Source organism: Curtobacterium sp. AC273 (assembly GCF_979253735.1).
This window is the reverse complement of sequence record NZ_CEEDDU010000006.1, coordinates 290,164-306,811: the sequence shown is the minus strand read 5'-3', so window position 1 is coordinate 306,811 and position 16,648 is coordinate 290,164. Positions and strand designations below refer to the sequence as shown.

At 74.4% G+C, this 16,648-nt stretch carries 16 protein-coding genes and 3 pseudogenes; 6 read left to right on the top strand and 13 right to left on the bottom strand.

The features are described from left to right. Window positions 1–85 precede the first annotated feature (85 nt). Together ACZ8AI_RS11810 and ACZ8AI_RS11805 are read right to left on the bottom strand one after the other, a co-directional pair. Window positions 86–777: pseudogene (locus ACZ8AI_RS11810) on the bottom strand (SDR family oxidoreductase). 144 nt (window positions 778–921) lie between these two features. Next, entirely contained in the window at window positions 922–1,617 is a 696-nt protein-coding gene (locus tag ACZ8AI_RS11805) for an adenylyltransferase/cytidyltransferase family protein (protein WP_464858380.1), read from the bottom strand. 23 nt (window positions 1,618–1,640) lie between these two features. Between ACZ8AI_RS11805 and ACZ8AI_RS11800 the strand changes: the two genes are divergently transcribed. Continuing rightward, window positions 1,641–1,817, top strand: coding sequence for a hypothetical protein (locus ACZ8AI_RS11800; RefSeq protein ID WP_464858379.1), 177 nt, complete (start codon window positions 1,641–1,643; stop codon window positions 1,815–1,817). Here the strand turns inward: ACZ8AI_RS11800 and ACZ8AI_RS11795 are convergent. The 7 genes and pseudogenes from ACZ8AI_RS11795 to ACZ8AI_RS11765 all read right to left on the bottom strand — a co-directional run bounded on the left by ACZ8AI_RS11795 (window position 1,814) and on the right by ACZ8AI_RS11765 (window position 7,099). Continuing rightward, window positions 1,814–2,365, bottom strand: coding sequence for a hypothetical protein (locus ACZ8AI_RS11795; RefSeq protein ID WP_464858377.1), 552 nt, complete (start codon window positions 2,363–2,365; stop codon window positions 1,814–1,816). The genes ACZ8AI_RS11800 and ACZ8AI_RS11795 overlap by 4 nt on opposite strands. After that, window positions 2,365–2,991: a D-sedoheptulose-7-phosphate isomerase gene (locus tag ACZ8AI_RS11790; RefSeq protein WP_464858519.1), complete on the bottom strand. Its 627-nt coding sequence runs from the start codon at window positions 2,989–2,991 to the stop codon at window positions 2,365–2,367. The genes ACZ8AI_RS11795 and ACZ8AI_RS11790 overlap by 1 nt, the downstream gene beginning before the upstream one ends. Before the next feature lie 130 nt (window positions 2,992–3,121). Beyond that, window positions 3,122–4,368, bottom strand: a pseudogene (locus ACZ8AI_RS11785) (glycosyltransferase); the annotation flags it as partial. Further along, a complete protein-coding gene (locus tag ACZ8AI_RS11780; protein WP_464858376.1) occupies window positions 4,365–4,745 on the bottom strand; it encodes a glycosyltransferase in 381 nt (126 codons plus the stop codon). The pseudogene ACZ8AI_RS11785 and the gene ACZ8AI_RS11780, both read right to left, overlap by 4 nt. Window positions 4,746–5,442: 697 nt before the next feature. After that, window positions 5,443–5,937 carry a glycosyltransferase family 9 protein gene (locus ACZ8AI_RS11775; RefSeq protein WP_464858375.1) on the bottom strand — a complete coding sequence of 165 codons (495 nt, stop codon included), beginning with the start codon at window positions 5,935–5,937 and terminating at the stop codon, window positions 5,443–5,445. Window positions 5,938–6,064: 127 nt separating this feature from the next. Next, window positions 6,065–6,379 (bottom strand): hypothetical protein, encoded by a 315-nt coding sequence (locus ACZ8AI_RS11770; protein ID WP_464858374.1) that lies wholly within the window; start codon window positions 6,377–6,379, stop codon window positions 6,065–6,067. Between the two features lie 171 nt (window positions 6,380–6,550). Beyond that, window positions 6,551–7,099: an HAD-IIIA family hydrolase gene (locus tag ACZ8AI_RS11765; protein WP_464858373.1), complete on the bottom strand. Its 549-nt coding sequence runs from the start codon at window positions 7,097–7,099 to the stop codon at window positions 6,551–6,553. Between the two features lie 100 nt (window positions 7,100–7,199). On the opposite strand from ACZ8AI_RS11765, the gene ACZ8AI_RS11760 reads away from it, so the two are divergent. From ACZ8AI_RS11760 to ACZ8AI_RS11750, 3 genes are all read left to right on the top strand, one after another. After that, window positions 7,200–8,051, top strand: a complete 852-nt coding sequence (locus ACZ8AI_RS11760; protein WP_464858372.1) for a glycosyltransferase family 9 protein — start codon at window positions 7,200–7,202, stop codon at window positions 8,049–8,051. A gap of 204 nt (window positions 8,052–8,255) precedes the next feature. Further along, entirely contained in the window at window positions 8,256–8,612 is a 357-nt protein-coding gene (locus ACZ8AI_RS11755; RefSeq protein WP_464858371.1) for a PRC-barrel domain-containing protein, read from the top strand. 586 nt (window positions 8,613–9,198) lie between these two features. After that, window positions 9,199–9,756: a GDSL-type esterase/lipase family protein gene (locus ACZ8AI_RS11750; RefSeq protein ID WP_464858370.1), complete on the top strand. Its 558-nt coding sequence runs from the start codon at window positions 9,199–9,201 to the stop codon at window positions 9,754–9,756. A gap of 32 nt (window positions 9,757–9,788) precedes the next feature. On the opposite strand, the gene ACZ8AI_RS11745 is transcribed toward ACZ8AI_RS11750, so the two are convergent. Beyond that, entirely contained in the window at window positions 9,789–10,646 is an 858-nt protein-coding gene (locus tag ACZ8AI_RS11745; RefSeq protein ID WP_464858369.1) for a universal stress protein, read from the bottom strand. Between the two features lie 108 nt (window positions 10,647–10,754). Between ACZ8AI_RS11745 and ACZ8AI_RS11740 the strand changes: the two genes are divergently transcribed. Beyond that, complete coding sequence (locus ACZ8AI_RS11740; RefSeq protein WP_464858368.1) at window positions 10,755–11,246, top strand: NUDIX hydrolase; 492 nt, start codon at window positions 10,755–10,757, stop codon at window positions 11,244–11,246. A gap of 398 nt (window positions 11,247–11,644) precedes the next feature. Continuing rightward, window positions 11,645–14,188 carry an MSCRAMM family protein gene (locus ACZ8AI_RS11735; RefSeq protein WP_464858367.1) on the top strand — a complete coding sequence of 848 codons (2,544 nt, stop codon included), beginning with the start codon at window positions 11,645–11,647 and terminating at the stop codon, window positions 14,186–14,188. A 403-nt stretch (window positions 14,189–14,591) separates the two neighbouring features. Here ACZ8AI_RS11735 and ACZ8AI_RS11730 read toward each other — a convergent pair whose 3' ends face one another. From ACZ8AI_RS11730 to ACZ8AI_RS11720, 3 genes and pseudogenes are all read right to left on the bottom strand, one after another. Next, window positions 14,592–15,047: an MFS transporter gene (locus tag ACZ8AI_RS11730; RefSeq protein ID WP_464858517.1), complete on the bottom strand. Its 456-nt coding sequence runs from the start codon at window positions 15,045–15,047 to the stop codon at window positions 14,592–14,594. A gap of 110 nt (window positions 15,048–15,157) precedes the next feature. Next, a pseudogene (locus tag ACZ8AI_RS11725) lies at window positions 15,158–15,388 on the bottom strand (MFS transporter); the annotation flags it as partial. Window positions 15,389–15,736: 348 nt separating this feature from the next. Further along, window positions 15,737–16,243 carry a hypothetical protein gene (locus tag ACZ8AI_RS11720; protein ID WP_464858365.1) on the bottom strand — a complete coding sequence of 169 codons (507 nt, stop codon included), beginning with the start codon at window positions 16,241–16,243 and terminating at the stop codon, window positions 15,737–15,739. Window positions 16,244–16,648: the final 405 nt, after the last annotated feature.

The following is a 16,648-nucleotide window of genomic DNA, read 5'->3' as shown; positions in this document are numbered from 1 at the left end:
CGAAGCGACAGATCGCCGCGAACGTTCCGGCGGCGATCTGTCGCTTTGGCGACTCCGGACCGGTCAGCGGCAACGGCCGGCCGGCCTACGGCCAGCTGGGCTCGGTCGCCGGCAATGATCGACAGCTCGCGGATCTCGCAGCCGGCCGAGCTGCGACAGCGCGAACAGGATCGAGTTCGCGACGTACTCCGGCTCGATGAGCTGGGCGTCCGGGCCTCGGCTTGGCCTGCTCGGTGCGGTCGGCGAAGAAGCTCGTCCGCATGCCGGCCGGGATGATGTTCGTGACACCGATGCGGCCGCCGGTCTCGGCGGCCAGCGCCTGCGAGAACCCACGGACGATGCCGAACTTCGACGCCGAGTACGCGGTGCCGTCACCGACGCCGCGCAGGGCGAGCGACGACGAGATCATCGCCGACGCGGCCGTGCGTGGCCTCGAGCGCAGTCAGGGCGGCCCGCACCACCGCGGCGGTGCCGAGAAAGTTCGGCCTCGACGATCCGCCCCCAGTCGCCCGAAGAGATCGAGCCGATCGGCGCGGGCTTGTCGATGCCCGCATCGGTGACGACGGCGTCGAGGCCGCCGTGGCGCTCGGCGGCCTCGCGGACGGCACGCTCCGTCGCCTCGGTGTCGGTCACGTCGACCGCGACCGCGTCGATGCCGTCGGCGACGGCGTCGACCCGCAGGTCGAGGACGATCAGGGTGCCGCCGGCCTCGGTGACGGCCGCGACGACCGCGGCGCCGAGTCCGGAGGCGCCGCCGGTGACGAGGACGCGGCCGATGGGGGTGGTGGGGACGGGAAGTGGACGCCTCCTTCCGTAGGGGTAGTGCGACGGCGACGGCGCGGGACTGCGCCGGGCGGTCGCTGCGCGGTGGTGCCGCGTGGCCGTGCGGCCGGGGGCCGCGGCTGCGGCTGCGGCGTGCGGTCAGCCGACCTGTTCGAGCGCCGCGGCCAGGCGGGTCGTGGACCGGCCCGGGTGGAACGGGACCGTGACGACACGGCCCCACTCCACCGCGAGCGCCGCGGTCTCGGGCAGCTCGCTCGCGGTGTAGTCGCCGCCCTTCGCCCAGACGTCCGGGCGGAAGCGGCGGAGGGCCTCGTCGGGCGTGTGCTCGTCGAACACCACGACCGCGTCGACGCAGTCGAGTGCGAGGAGCAGCTCGACCCGGTCGCCCTGGCCCATGATCGGCCGGTCCGGGCCCTTCAGCGCGCGGACCGAGGCGTCGGAGTTGAGGCAGACGACCAGGCAGTCGCCGAGCGCCCGGGCAGCCGACAGTGCGTGGGCGTGGCCGGCGTGGAGCAGGCCGAAGCAGCCGGCGCCGGTCGCGACGACGGTGCCGCCGGCGCTCCGGACGTCGTGCACGACGCGCATCAGCGTCGCGGTCGGCACCGGGGACCCGATCGGCGCGGGGCCGTCCTCGGCGAAGAGGGCGGTGACGCCGCCCGCGGCGAGGTACTCGGACGCAGCGGTGACACCGGCCGTGACGGCCTCGGCCACGTCCGCGCCGCTCGCCAGGGCCACGGCGACGCCGGCGGCGAGCCGGCCGCCCGCGCCGCACGGGTCGCCCGCGGTGACGGACGGGGCCGGGACGAACCGGTTCCCCTCGCGGGCACTCGACACGACGCGCGCCGCGGTCTCCGAGCGTGACTGGGGCGCGGACCGCGCCGACGCCCCAGGTCTCGACGAGCACGGCGGCAGTCTCGGTGGCGAACGGCACGCCGTCGCCGGACACGTTCGTGAAGCGGCGGGCCTCGGCGCTGTTCGGGGTGGCGACCGTGGTGCCGGGCACCTGGGCGGCGCCCTTCGGGTGCGGGTCCTAGACGACCGGGACGCGCTCGGCGACCGCGGTGAGCGCGTCGCGGAGCGGTCCGGCGGCAGCGACCCCGCGGCCGTAGCTCGGCGACCACGACGGCGTCGACGTCCTCGAGGGCGGCGACCATCGCGTCGGTGACGTCCGGCACGGGCGGGGCCGCGCAGCCCTCGTCGATGCGCACGAGGGCGCGGTCGGCGACCCGGACACGGGTCTTTCACCGGCGTCGGGGCACCGGAGGGCCCGGCGACGACCGTGACCCCGGGCAGGAAGCAGGTCGCGGATCTCGGATGCACGGGCGTCGTCGCTGAGGACGGTGACGAGCGTCACGTCGTGGCCGTCCCGGGTGAGCATGGTCGCGACCAGGCCGGCGCCACCGGCACGGCGGTCGTCGGTGCGGACGTCGACGACGGGGACGGGGGCGTCTGGGCTGAGGCGTTCGCTGGTGCCGTGGGAGACGTCGACGTCGAGCAGGGTGTCGCCGACGACGGCGATGCGGAGGCGGCGGGCGGGCGCGCCGGCGGCGGCGCCGGCGGCGCGGTCGGCGGCGGCGGTCATCAGCGGTCCCCCTGGCGGAGCGTCGGCTCCATCGCACGGCACAGTGCGTGCACGAGGACGAGCTGCGCCTCCTGCACGTCTTCGCCGACGGACCGTCGATGCAGATCGCGTCGTCGACCGCCTCGGCGAGCGGGTTCGGCCGCGCACCGGTCATGGCGATCGCACGGGCACCGACCGGCCCGGGCGGCCTGCGCGGCACGGAGCAGGTTCGGGCTCTTCCCGCTCGTGCTGAGCAGCACGACGACGTCCCCGGCGCGGGCGTGCGCCGACACCTGACGGGAGAACACCTCCTCGTAGCCGTAGTCGTTCCCGATGGCCGCGACGGCGGAGGACTCCGCGTGCAGCGAGATCGCCGAGTACGCGGGGCGGTCGCCGTCGAAGCGTCCGGTGAGCTCGGAGGCCAGGTGCTGCGCCTCGGCCGCCGACCCGCCGTTGCCCGCGGCGAGCAGGCGCCGTCCGGCGACGAGCCGCGCGGCGATGTCGTCCGCCCAGTCGGCGATGTGGTCCTTGTGGTCGACGAGCGACGCGATGACGGGGACGGACGCCGCGACGTGGTCGAGCACGACGCGCGCGCTCTCCGTCGTGGTCTCCTCGCCGACGGTGCCGGTCTGCTGCTCGATGGTCATCGTGCGGTCCTCTCCACTCGGGCGGGCGGAACGGACGGACCGTCCCGGTCGTGCGGGTGCGGGCGCGGCCCTGGCCGTCACCGGAGAGCGCGGCGGACACTCCGCGGCCGCGGGCGACGCCGTTGCCGGCACTGCCGCTCCCGGCGATGAGCCGCTCGTAGACGCGTTCGCTGTCCGCGGCGACCTTCTGCCACGTGTAGCGATCCTCGGCGCGCTCGCGCCCGGCACGGCCGTACGCCTCACGGCGCTCCGGGTCGTCGAGCAGCCCCGCGACCGCAGCCGCGACCGCCGCTTCGTCCCGCGGCGGGACGTGCAGGCCGGTGGCGTCCTCCACGACGGCATCGATGAGGCCGCCGACGCTCGACGCGACGACGGGTCGCCCGCAGGCCATGGCCTCGAGCGGCACGATGCCGAAGGGCTCGTACCAGGGCGCGCACCACGACGACGTCGGCGCTGCGGTAGAGGACGGCGGGGCATGTCGTGCTGGCCGAGCTGCCCGCGGAAGGTCACGTGGTCACGGACGCCGAGCGACCGGGCGAGGGTGTCCAGGCGTTGGTACCTCGGGGTCGTCCGCCAGGTCGGCCCCGGCGACGCCGGCACCGCCCACGACGACGAGCTCGACGTCGCGGCCCGCGTCGACCAGCGCAGCGAGGGCGTGGCGATGGTCGTGCCGACGCCCTTCCGGCGCACCAGCCGCGAGGCGGTGAGGATGCGTGCGGGACGACCGCGCTCCTCGACGGGGCGTCCGTCACCGGCCGGCTGGAACAGGGACACGTCGACGCCGCACGGCACCACCGAGACGTGTGCAGCGGGACGCCGAGGGTCTTCAGCTCGAAGGCCTCGTCGGAGCACGTCGCGACGACCTGGTCGACGCTCCGGCCCACGGCGGGTTCGACCCATTCGCGTTCGGCGGGACTCGTGTCGGCGGACCCCGGTGGCGACGCTTCACCACGCCGAGGGCGTGGAAGGTCTGCCACCACGGGATCCGGATGCCGCCGGTGCGGGTCTGCACCTGGGCGACGGCGTCGAGGGCCGCGTGCCCGGACATCCAGAAGTGCGCGTGCACGACGTCGGGGCGGTCGACGAACCACTCCGCCGCGAGCACCGACGCGAACGTCCCCATGAAGGGGAAGAGCCTGTCCTTCGGGACCGTATCGGGCGGGACCGGCATCGACGTGCACGACCTCGACGCCGGGTCGCAGAAGTACCCGGACCGGTTGCGCGGCGTCGTCGCGCCGTGTGTAGACGGTGACCTGGTGGCCGCGGTCGGCCAGGGCAACCGGACAGCTCGGCAACGTGGACGTTCTGTCCGCCGGCGTCGACCTCGCCGAGCACGGCGAGCGGGCTCGCGTGCTCGGACACCATCGCGATCTTCATCGCAGGCTCCTTCCAGCGCGGCTCTCCGCCGCACGGTTCCGTCGCGCACCGCGCGTGACGGCGTCGTCGAGCAGGTCGTCCTGCAGTCGGCGGTGAACCGATCTGAGCGCGTGCCGTGCGAGCACGGCTTCGCGGGCGACGGCACCCCGTCGTCTCGCCTCCTCGGGGTCCTCCAGCAGCGTCCTGGAGGCGCGGACCAGGTCCTCGACGTCCGCCGCGATCGCGCCGGCACCGTCCGGCACCGTGCGGGGCGCGTCCGTCGTCGCGAGGACGAGCACCGGCATCGCCATGTGCATCGCCTCGATGAGCGAGAGGCCGAGGGAGGTCCAGCGGTTCGGGCGCACGTACGCGCGCCGCTCGGCGAGGGCTGCGTGCATCGGGTCGGCCGGGACGTCGCCACGTGCGACGACGCGGTCGCCGAGTCCGAGCTCCGGCAGCCGTTCCGTCCCGATGCCCTATGCGACGTCAACCGGGGCGACTCTCGGCGAACCGGGGGAGCAGGTCCGTCCCGACCCACGCGGTTGCGGCGGACGGGTTCGTTGATCACGACGCCGAGGCGGTCGAGCGTGCCGGTGTAGAGCGGGCCCGGATCGACGACGCCGTGCTCGACCACCGTGGTGCGGGTGGAACCGCAGTCCCACATCAGCGCGTTCCAGTGGGTGACGTGTGCGATCAGCAGGTCGTCGCGGTCCCGGAGCGGGTGCAGGCTGTTCGGCACGCCGATCCGCGGGGCATAGTGCTCGACGAACACCATCGGCACGTCGCGGCCGCCGAGCAGGCGTCGTGCTTCCTCGAGCTCCTCGGTGCGCTTGCAGCACGACCACGTCGACCTCGGCGTCCGCGACGTCGGCGGGGTCGATCTCGATCGCACCGTCCGGCCAGGCGCGCCCGCCGCGGCCGAGCCCCAGGCGTCGCGCGCCGGGGTCGCCGGGATGAGGTACTCGTGCGGGCCGCGGACGAAGGCGTCCATCCAGCCGCCGTGCACGTGCCACACGAGGATCCGCATGCAGTGCCCTTCGGTCGATCGGTCAGGAGAAGGAGGAGAAGAAGAAGAAGGAGAAGCAGTGGCGCACGCTACGCAGCGCCTTCTGGGTGCTCCGCAGACTTCTCGGTTCCATCCGCGAAGCGCGGTTCACCCCGTCCGGGATGCGCGGTCGAGCAGTCGCCGGTGTGCCGCGAGTACGTCTTCGACCCGGACCGTCGACAGGCACGGGTGGCCGGGGACGGGGCACCCGCGGGCGCGGCTGAGCCGGCGGCCGCCCGGTCGCCGAGCAGCTCGACGAACGGCGGCCGTGTCGGGTCCGGCGAGTAGGGCGCCCACTTCACGGCCGGGACCACGGGCGAGAACAGGCTGACGATCGGCGCACCGACCGCGGCGGCCAGGTGCGCGGGACCTGTGTTGCCGACCACGACCACCTCGGCGCCGGCGAGCACGGCGGCGAGTTCGGCCGGGCTGGTCCGGCCGCCGAGGTCGATGCCGGTGTCACCCGCGACCGCCGCCGTCAGCGCCGTCTCACCGGGGGATCCGGTGACGACGACGGGGATGCCCTGCTCGGCGTACGCGGCCACCAGTTCCCGGTGGTAGGACGGCCAGGAGCATGCCGGCACTCGCGCCGGGGTGCACGACCACGTACCAGCCTTAGCCCCACACCACCGGGGCAGGGCTGGAGGGCCGTGACGCACCACGAGCCTCCCGTCATCGCCCGGCGGCAGCCGAACCCGGCCGCCTCGGCGATCCGCAGCGCGCTCCGGCTCCGGGATGCCCTTCGGGCAGGTCCTCGCCGGGGCGCAGCCGCACGTCGAGGAGCGAGCCGGGGTGGTCCACGCTCGCGCCGGACACGCGGGCGACGCCGGCGAGGCGGAGGAGCAGCGCGACCGGCAGCGGCGACTGGTGGAACGACGTGAGGACGACCGCTTCGTCCGGACGCCCTCGGCGACGAGCGCGCGGAACTCGGCGAGCAGGGCGTCGTCGACCGGACGGGCGGTCTCGGTGACCCACGGCGCGGCCCACACCCCGACGCGGTCGATGCCGGGCAGGAGGTCGGCGGCGGGGAGCCCTGCGGTCCGCACAGCATCGTGACGTGCGCGGCGCCAGCCGCGACGGCCCGGACCGCGGGACCGGTGACGAGGACGTCGCCGAACGAGTCGAGGCGGACGACGAGGACGCGGGGGCCAGTTGCCGTCACGAACGCACCGCGGCCGCGTGCTCCAGGACGAGCTCGACCGCTTCGGCCAGCGTGCCGACCACCGTCGGTGCCGTCTCGACCTCCTCCGGCCGGGTGCGCGGCGTCGGCACGAGGATGCCCTGCGCGCCGGCCGCGAGCGCCGCCCCGACGCCGGCACCGATGTCCCCGACCACGACGAGATCCTCGGGCGCCACGCCGAGCCGCTCCGCCGCCTCGAGCACCATGCCGGGCCGTGGCTTCCGGCAGTCGCAGCCGTCGTCCGCGTCGTGCGGGCAGACGCACCACACGTCGAACGGCCTCGACGAGTTCGCCGACCCGCGCGTTCGTGGAGTCGACCTTCGCGGGTCGCCATGCCCTTCGCGATGACGGACTGGGTTCGCCACGACCCCGAGCAGCAGGCCGGCAGCGGGCCCGCTCGACCGCGCGGTGCGCCCCGGGACCGGCACGACGCGGTGCGGGTCGGCGTTGTACGGGACGTCGATGACGAGCGTGTCGTCACGGTCGAAGAGGAGACCGCGGACGGTGCGGTCGGGAGCGAGAGCCATGCCTCCCGACTACTGGTCCTTCCCCGCACGGCGCCTCAGGAACAGCCGACGGACGCGTTCCTCGGAGCCCATTCGGCGTGTCCTGGCTACCGTCGGGCGCGTGACCGCCGTCGACACCCTGCCCCTGTCCGACGGGCGGCCCGACCTGCTCGTGCTCCGTGCCATCAAGCTCGGCGACCTCCTGGTCGCCGTCCCGGCCCTGCACGCGCTGCGACGGGCCTTCCTCGACCACCGCATCGCCCTCGCCACCACCGCCTGGCTCGCCCCCGTCGTCGAGCTGATCCCCGACGCCGACGTGCACCTCGCGCAGCACGGCCTGGACCACCCGATCGGCGCGCCGGCGGGTGCCGGCGACGTCGCCGTGAACCTGCACGGTGCCGGTCCGGAGTCGTCCGACCTCATCGCCGCGCTCGGAGCGCGACGGGTCATCGGGCACGTCGACCCCACCCACGGCTACGAGGGACTGCGAGGGCCGGACGACGTGCACGAGCGGGAGCGCTGGGCACGGCTCCTCGTCTGGCACGGCATCCTCGCCGACCCGGACGACGTCGGCATCGCCCGTCCCGCGGCCGCCCCGGCCGTCGAGGGCGCGGCCAACGTCCACGTCGGCGCCTTCCACGGCGCCCGGCACTGGCCGACCGACCGCTTCGCCGACGTGGTGCGCGGACTCCGCGAGCGCGGCCTCGACGTGGTCCTGACGGGAGGCGCGGACGACGTCGTCCGCGCAGCCGCCGTCGCGCAGTCGGCCGGCCTGCCGCCGGAGGCGGTCCTGGCGGGTGCGCTGGACCTGCAGGCCTTCGCCGGCGTCATCGCCGCCGCGCGGCTCGTCGTCACGGTCGACACCGGCGCGGCCCACCTCGCCTCGGCGTACGGGATCCCGTCGGTGGTCGTCTTCGGCCCGGCGCCGCCCGAGGCGTGGGGACCCCGGCCTCCGGGCCGCACGTGGTGCTGACCGACGCCTCGGTGCGCCGCGGCGACGTCTTCGCGGAGGACCCGGACCCGGCGCCTCGCGATCGGACCGGCGGACGTGCTCGCAGCCGTCGACGCCCTCGGGGTGCACGGGGAGTCCGTGGTCTAGCCGTGACCGCGGTCTCCACGCTTCGGTAGCGTCGACTCGGAGCCGTCCGACACGCCGGGCGCTCGCGAGGAGGCGCACGTGTTCGAAGCCGCGAACATCCGGGACCGGATCGGCCTGCCGGTCGTCGACGAGGCCGAGGACAAGGTCGGCACGCTCGAGAGCATCTACTACGACACCGCCACCTCCGAGCCGGCGTTCGGAACGGTCACGACGGGGCTCCCGGGGTTCCAGAAGCTCCTGTTCGTGCCGCTGGCCGGTGCCCTCGTCGCACCGAAGCACCTCCGCGTCGCGTTCCCGAAGAAGCCCGTGAAGGACGCACCGACGATCGCCACCGACGGGGAGCTCGACGCGACGCTCGAGCCGGAGCTGTTCCAGCACTACGGGCTCGAGTACCGCACCGGCAGCGGGGGAGAGCGCCGACTCGGTCGCCGCTGAGCGGGGTCGCTGGGCGGGGTCGCTGCGCGCGGTCGCGTGCGTCCGGGTCGACGCGTTAGCCTGGTCCGTCCGACCCGTTCCCCGGAGGCCGCACTGCTCCGCTCCGTCCGTTCGACGCTGCTCGCCGCAGTGGCGGTGTCGGCTGTGCTCGCCGGAGCCCTCACGGGCAGCGGGGCAGCCGTCGCCGCGCCGATGTGGCCCGTCCCAGCGCCCTACCCGTCCAGCAGCGAGCCGGTCGAGACGCTCGCCGACATCCCGGTCGGCAGCGAGTACGTGGCCCTCGGGGACCCGTACTCGGCGGGCTACGGCCTCGCCGACCCGACCCGGCTGCCGACGGCGCGTGCGGGCAGTCCGCGCGGGACTACCTCGCACCGGATCGCGGCACGGTTCGGCCTCGCACTGACCGACGCCACCTGCGCGGGTGCGACGAGCAAGGACGTCACGAGCGGGTTCCAGTTCAAGGGCGTGCCCCCGCAGATCCGGTCGCCGTCGGACCGTACCCGGCTCGTCACACCGACCATCGGCGGCAACGACGCCGACCTGTTCGGCACCGCCGGCTCGTGCCTCGCGCTCGCCGAAGGGCCCGGTGTTCTCCGGCCGCGACGCTCCGTCGTGCCGCAGCACGCTCGTGCAGGACGGCGACGACCAGCTCGGCGCGAAGATCGAGTCCCGGGTGGCGCTCGGCATCGCGGACACGCTCGCTGCCGTCCGGGCCGCTGCCCCGAATGCGGTCGTCGTGTTCCTCGGGTACCCGGCGATCTTCCCGGACGCCGACCACACGCCGAAGGGCGGCTGCTTCCGGTCCGCCCTCGACCTCGGCACGCTGACCGGGTCGTTCCCGTCGAACACGTACCCGTTCACGAACACCGACGTCCGCTACCTGCACAGCGTCCAGCAGCGCCTCAACGACGTCTCGGCGACTGCCGCCCGTGCCGCCGGGGTCCGGTTCGTCGACGTGTTCTCGACGACGCAGGCGCACTCGGCCTGTGCGACGAAGAAGCCGTACGTCGCCGGTGTCTCGCTCGACGGCACGGGCGACCTCCGCCGGATCGACCTCGAGCCGGGCGCACTGCACCCGAACGACCGCGGGGTCGCGTACCTCACGAAGCGCGTGGCCGCGGCCACCCGGGCCCTCGCCGGCTGAGCCCGCGTGCGGCGACGTTCGCGGGGACCGCTTCAGACCGTCCGCACCCGCCGCTGCCGCTCCACCGGCTCGGTGTGTGCCGCCGCCGGGACGACGCACACCGGCGAGGCCGTCTCGCGCAGGACGTCGTGCAACACCGACCCGGACAGCGCCCGCACGTGACCGAGCCCGAGCACCACGAGCGAGGCGTGCCGGGTGTGCGAGGCGATCGCGTGCCCGGGGTGACCCTCGAGCAGCAGCGGGCGGAACCGCACGTCGGGGTGTGCCGCCGTCAGCTCGGCCGTCACGCGCGCCAGCAGCTCGGCGTTCCGCGTCCGCCACCGCATGGGGTCCTCGGCGAAGTCCGTCAGCCCGGTCCGGGTGAGCACCGGCATCTCCCAGGCGCGCAGGAGCGTCACGCGGCGGTGCAGTCGGCGTGCTTCGTCGCAGGCGATGGCCACCGCCCGTTCGTCGATCGGGTCCTCGACCGCCAGCACGACGTCGCCGTCGATCGGGTGCGGCCCGTCCGGTACCACGACCGTCGGCACCGCGGCACGGGTGGCGACCCGCGCTGGATCGCCGCCGGCGGTCGAGCCCCGACGGCTCCGGAAGGTGCCGATCACCAGCAGGTCCCCGTCGTCGGACTCGTCGACCAACGCCGCGGCGAACGGACCGGCGTGCCGGCGGACGACGACCTCGGCGTCCGGCAGCGCTGCTCGTGCCGCGTCGGCGACCGCGTCGGCGACACGCTTGCCGTCCGGCCCGACCCGCGCCTCGATCGCCGGGTCGACCCCGATGACCCGGACCCGCTCGATGCCGGTCCCGGCGCGGGCGACCACCCAGCGCAGCGCTTCCTCGTGCGGCCTCGCCGCGTCCGCGGCCAGCGTGACCGTCGTCCACCGTTCGTCCATCCCGATCGACCTCCTCGTTCCAGGTCCTCCGGGGGCGTCGCCATGGCGCTCCGTGCCCCCGCAAACTACTCCGCCGCGCGGTCCGTCGGCAGCGCGTAGCCTCGGGACGTGGTGCTGAGCGCTGGACTCCTGCTGTACCGAGTCGTCGACGGTGACGTGCAGGTGTGGATCGCGCACATGGGTGGCCCGTTCTGGAAGCGTCGACCTCGCGCGTGGTCGATCTCGAAGGGCCTCGTCGAGGGCGCCGAGGACCTGCTGACGACCGCGCGCCGCGAGTTCGCCGAGGAGATCGGCGTCCCCGCTCCGGACCGCCCCGCCGTCGACCTCGGCGAGTTCCGGCAGGCGTCCGGCAAGCGCGTCCGGGTGCTCGCGGTCGAGGCGCCGGACTTCACCGTCGACACCGTCCGCTCGAACACCGTGCGGCTCGAGCTCCCGCGCGGCTCCGGCCGGTTCGTCGACGTCCCCGAGGTCGACGACGCCCGCCGGGTTCCCGTCCCCGAGGCGCGCGACCTGCTCGTCGCCGGGCAGGTCGCCGCGCTCGACGCGCTCGTGGCGCTGCGGGTCGGCGTGACCCGTCCTGGGGCTTCCGGTGGCGGGTAACGAACACGTGTCGATGTGGACGGACGCCGCGGCGCGTGGATAGCCTGATCGCGTGTCGCGCTGGGGCGATGCCGAACAGGGGAGTGGTACATGCGGCGTTGGCGCGCGGTCACGGCAGGACTCACGGGGTTGGTCCTCGGGGCGGGCTTGGCGCTCGGGGGCGCGACGAGCGACCGCTGCGCCAGCCGGTCACTGGGGCACGTTCACGGTCAGTGGGTCGAGCAAGGCCTACACGGGGACGATGACCCTTCCGGGGTTCCCGGACACGACCTTCACCTCGACGTCGCGACAGTCAGACCGTCATCAGCGGTGCGTCCACGTGGCAGTCCGCGGCGACCGGCCCGGGAGCCAAGTACGGCACCAGCCGGGCGCAGACGTACCTCAACCAACGGCCGACCGTGGACTCGCCGACCGCCGCGGGTGCATCGACCACCGTCTACACGTTCGACGGAGCGACGCCGGGCGCATCGAGCTGGTCCTTCGTGCTCGGTGACATCGACGCCGACCAGGCGACCATCTCGGCGACGGTCCAGGGCGGCGGCGCCGCCACCGGCGAGCAGCTCGGCTACCAGGGCTCGTACAACTCGTGTTCCGCCGCGGTCGCTGGCGGCTGGTCGTGCTCCGCCGACCCGGACGGCACCACCGGCACCGACCAGCCGACGTGGGATGCGTCCACCCGCACACTCACCGGCAACGACCGCGCGGTCGACACCGCGGGGGCCACCGCGTGGTTCACGCCGACGACGTCGCTCACGAGCCTGACGATCACCTACCAGCAGCGCAGCGGCTTCCCCGTCTACCAGACCTGGTTCGCCAACCGGACCGCGTCGATCAGCGGCACGGCGACGCTCGACGGAACGCGGATCCCCGGAGCGACCGTCACGGTGACGGCGCCCCGCGGGACCGTGTACACCACCACGACCGCCGAGGACGGGACGTACGTCTTCCCGAACCTGCCGGTGATCGCGAACTACCGGGTGGAGATCACTCCGCCGCCGAACGCCGAGGGCGATGCGTCGCAGACCGGCGTTTCACTGGCATCCGCGACCACCCCGGGCGGCGTCGACCAGGTCGTCGACTTCCCCTTCACCTCACCCGACGACACGGCCTCGGTCATCGGCAAGGTGGTCGACGCCGACGATCACCCGGCCGCCAACGTCCCGGTGGTCATCATCGACCCGGACGACGGCACGACACTGGTGGACACCACGACGAACAGCGACGGCGTGTACACGGCGTCCGGCCTGCCCGCCGACACCGACCTCGCGGTCTCGATCGCCGACCAGGACCCGGTGACCATCCGGACCGGTGACGCCGGTGCCGCGGCCCCTCAGGACCCGATCACGGCGCCGCCAGCGGTCATCGCGACGATCACCGGACTCGTGACGCTCGACGACGTGCCGGTCCCGGCGGGCGTCGTGGTGGACCTGCTCGACGCATCCGGCGCCGTCGCGGGCTCCGCCGAGACCGACGCCACCGGTCGGTACACCTTCGCAACCGTCGCCGGCGAGTACGCGGTGCGCACGGTCGTGCCGACCGCGGGAGCGACCGGAGCGACGTCGAACACGGGCATCCCGGCTGGTCGCCGGCGCGACAGCCGAGTCCGATCTGCCGTTCGAGACCGCCAACGAGCCGACCGTGGCGACTACCACGCAGCCCGGCACCGTGACCGACACGGACGGCAAGCCCGTCGCGGATCGTCAGGTCGTCGCGACTCCGACCGACCCAACCGTCGGCGGTCCGGTGACCACCACGACGGGCACCACGACGGCCGCTTCATCCTCGACGGTCTCGCGCCGTCGACCGAGTACACGATCGCCGTCGACGGCGCCGACCCGCAGACGATCACCACGCCGGACACCGGTGCCGCGACGCCGCTCGCGTTCACCGTCCCGGCCGCCGTGGTGACCCCGACGCCGACCCCCACACCAACGCCGACCGCCCCGCCGACCACGGGTGGCGGCACGACTCCAGTGTCGACGGGCGGCGGTGCCGCAACCGGCGGCGACCTCGCGTACACGGGCGCCGACCTGACGCCGGGCCTCATCGCCGCGGGCGTGCTCGTGCTCCTCGGCGGCGGGCTGCTGACGTTCCGCTCGGTGCGCAACCGTCGCCGCACGACGCACCCAGGTGGACTGACCCCACACGAGCGGGGCGGGTCCGCCTGCCGGTCCCGCCCCGCTCGCACGTCCGGGTCCCCGGCCGGCGCCCGCGAGATCGCACTTCCGCGCCGTCCCCCGACCGCCGACCGCGCCGAACCGCGATCTCAACGCGCACCGACCGCGCCGGCGAGCGGCCGGTCCCGCCCCACTCGCACATCCCCGGCCAGCGCCCGCGAGATCGCACTTCCGCGCCGTTCCCCTCGACCGCCGACCGCGCCGAACCGCGATCTCAACGCGCACCGACCGCGCCGGCGAGCGGCCGGTCCCGCCCCACTCGCACGTCCCCGGCCAGCGCCCGCGAGATCGCACTTCCGCGCCGTTCCCCGACCGCCGACCGCGCCGAACCGCGATCTCAACGCGCACCGACCGCGTCGGCGAGCGGCCGGTCCCGCCCCGCCCGCACGTCCCCGGCCAGCGCCCGCGAGATCGCACTTCCGCGCCAGTCCCCGACCGCTGACCGCGCCGAACCGCGATCTCGGCCCCGCCGAACCGCCTCGCCGAGATGTCGAGACACGCCGCGTGTGGTTCACCGAGGGACACGTTCGGCCGCCGCAGGCGCTCGAGAGCGACGTATTGTGCGATCTCGAGCAACCGGGAGCACCCGAACGCACCCGCGCAACCGCGCGCCCGAGCGCACCCACGCAACCGCGCGCCCGAGCGCACGGGGCGCACCGAGCGCGCCCGAGCGCGCAGCCCGCCCGCCTCAGCGCCGGCGGCGCGTGGGCACCGAGCCCGTGGCCACGGCCACCGATCCGGTCAGGGTCTGGATCGCCCGGCTGACCACTGGGATCGAGGTCGTGACGACCGCCAGCGACGAGGTGATCGCCCTCGATCGACACGCCGACAGGTGCTCCTGAGTGTGCGAGTGCACCGAAGCCCTTGCGCGCGGCCAGCACCACGCCGAGTGACCCGACCAGGATCACCGCACCCGCGAAGGGCATGAACTGCAGCCCGACGACACCGAGCGCCTGCCCGCCGATCGCCGCACCGCCCGCGATGCCGATGTTCGACGCGCCGTTGATCAGCGCGCCCGCGATGTCGGGCGAGACGCCCTCGGTCCGGATCGCGGCGGCCATGAAGAGCGTGCCGGTGGTGCCGCCGGCGGCCATCCAGACGCCGGCGGCGACCATCATGCCGAGCAGCGACCCATGCACGAACGGCAGCGCGGCGAACGCGGCGGCCATCACGGCGACGGACACCACGAGGGTCTGCCGCGGAGCCCGGTCGACGAACATGCCGGCGAGCCAGAGTCCGACCACGCCGGTGCCACCGAGGACGAGCAGCGCCCCGCTGACCATGTGGGCGTCGAGCCCCGCGTCGATCGCGTACGGCCCGATGTACGTGTAGACGACGTAGTGCCCGGCGAAGAGCAGCAGGTCGGCCACGACGACGGACAGCAGGCCGGTGCGGCCCACGCCTTCGGCGATCCGATGTGGGGTGACGAGGCGCCGTGGACGCTCGGCAGGAACAGCAGCGCGACGATCGCCAGGCCGGCGGCGGCGACGGCGACGGCTCCGACGGCCGGGCGCCAGCCGATGGTCTGCCCGACCCAGGTGGCGACGGGGACCCCGAGGACGAACCCGAGGGAGCTGCCGGAGTAGACGAACGCGATCGCCCGGCCGGCCAGGCGCGGCGGCACCGATGCGGGTCGCGTAGGCCGACGCGACCGAGAAGAACAGGGCGTGGGCGACACCGCCGACGACGCGGCCGGCACAGACCACGGCGAAGGACGGGGGCCAGCGCGATCATCACGTTCGACACGGTGTAGCCGACGAGGGTCGCGACGAGCACGGTCTTCCGGGGGAGTCGCGCGGTGAACGACGTCAGTGGGAGCGCCAGGATCGCGACGGCCGCCGCGTAGACGGTGACGACGATGCCCATGCTCGACTCGGAGACGCCGAGGTCGCTGCTCATGACGCCGAGCAGCCCGACCGGCATCAGCTCGGTCGTGATGGCGAAGAACGTGGCGAGTCCGAGCACGGCGATGCCGACGACGGACTGGGTGGTGACGGTGATCGGCCGCGTGTTCGTCGACACGGCCGAGGTGGTTGTGGTGTTGGTGGACACGCTGCTGACCTCCTCCGGGGCACGGTGGAGCACGCGTCGGTGTCGACGTCACGACGACGGAACCGGACGGATCCGATCGGCGAAGCGTGCTCGCTGTGGTGGGTGGATGACCCTGTGGATGATGTGGGTACGACTCCACGGCGAGCACGCACAACCAGTGTTGCACGGCCCCGGACGTGATGGAAGCACCCCCGGCCGTGAAAACCTCGGAGCGCTCCAACGCCCGCGGCTCCGGGGCATTCCCGATCAGCCCCTCGTTCGTCACCGTGCCCTGGACCCCGCCTCCCCGCGGAGCGTCAGCGTCAACGTCCCGCTCATCGACTGCGCCGACAGCGACACCGATCCGTGCAGCGCGTCCTCGCGGGGGTAGCAGGCGGAGGTCGACTCGATGCGGTTCGCCGTCGCCACCAGGCAGATCGTCGACCGATCCGTCCCGATCGCGGCCCAGACGCTCCAGGGCGTCCGGAACGAGCCGCCGTCGAGCGCGCGGTTCGTGAAGATGAGCCGGGTCGTGCGGAGGCTCACCGACGCCTCCACCGGCCCCGGCAGCTGGTCCGCGTAGGTCTGCGGCTTGGCGAGCAGCTCCTCGAGCGTCACGGCGCCCGCCGTCGGCGTCACGCTCGGTGCGGACGCCTGGTCCTCACGAGCGGTCCCGACGACGGTCCCCGCACCGAAGGCGACCCCGACCGCCGCCGCCACGCCGAGGGCGATCCAGACGCGCGGCCGGGTGGTCCAGAGGACGCGGGCGGCTCGCGTCCGCCACGACACGGCTTCGGACTGAGGCGCGGCTCATCCCCGCCGTCCTCGGCCCGTCCTCGACGTGGTCGCCCCGGGCGGGGTCCGCCCCCGCAGTGGCCCGGCCCGCCGCCCCCGGATCGGCCGTGTGACCGACGACCGGCTCGGCAGCGTCCGGTGCGGCAGCGCCGGATCCGGCGAGCGGGGTGGTGGAGGCCGACCCTGTCGTCGCGGTGCGCCGCGGCGGAGGAGGCCGCGCCTCCAGGTTCGCTCGGACCGGTCCCGCGTGTCGGGCCGGCAGCCGAGCGCCGCCGACCGCGGTCCAGCTGCTCGAGCGCGAGGCGTGCCGCTGCAGCGTCGGCCTCCGGGGCGGACCTGCCCCATGGGAGTGCCTCGAGCCGTGCTCGTTCCGCCGCCACGTCGTCGTCGGCCATGCGC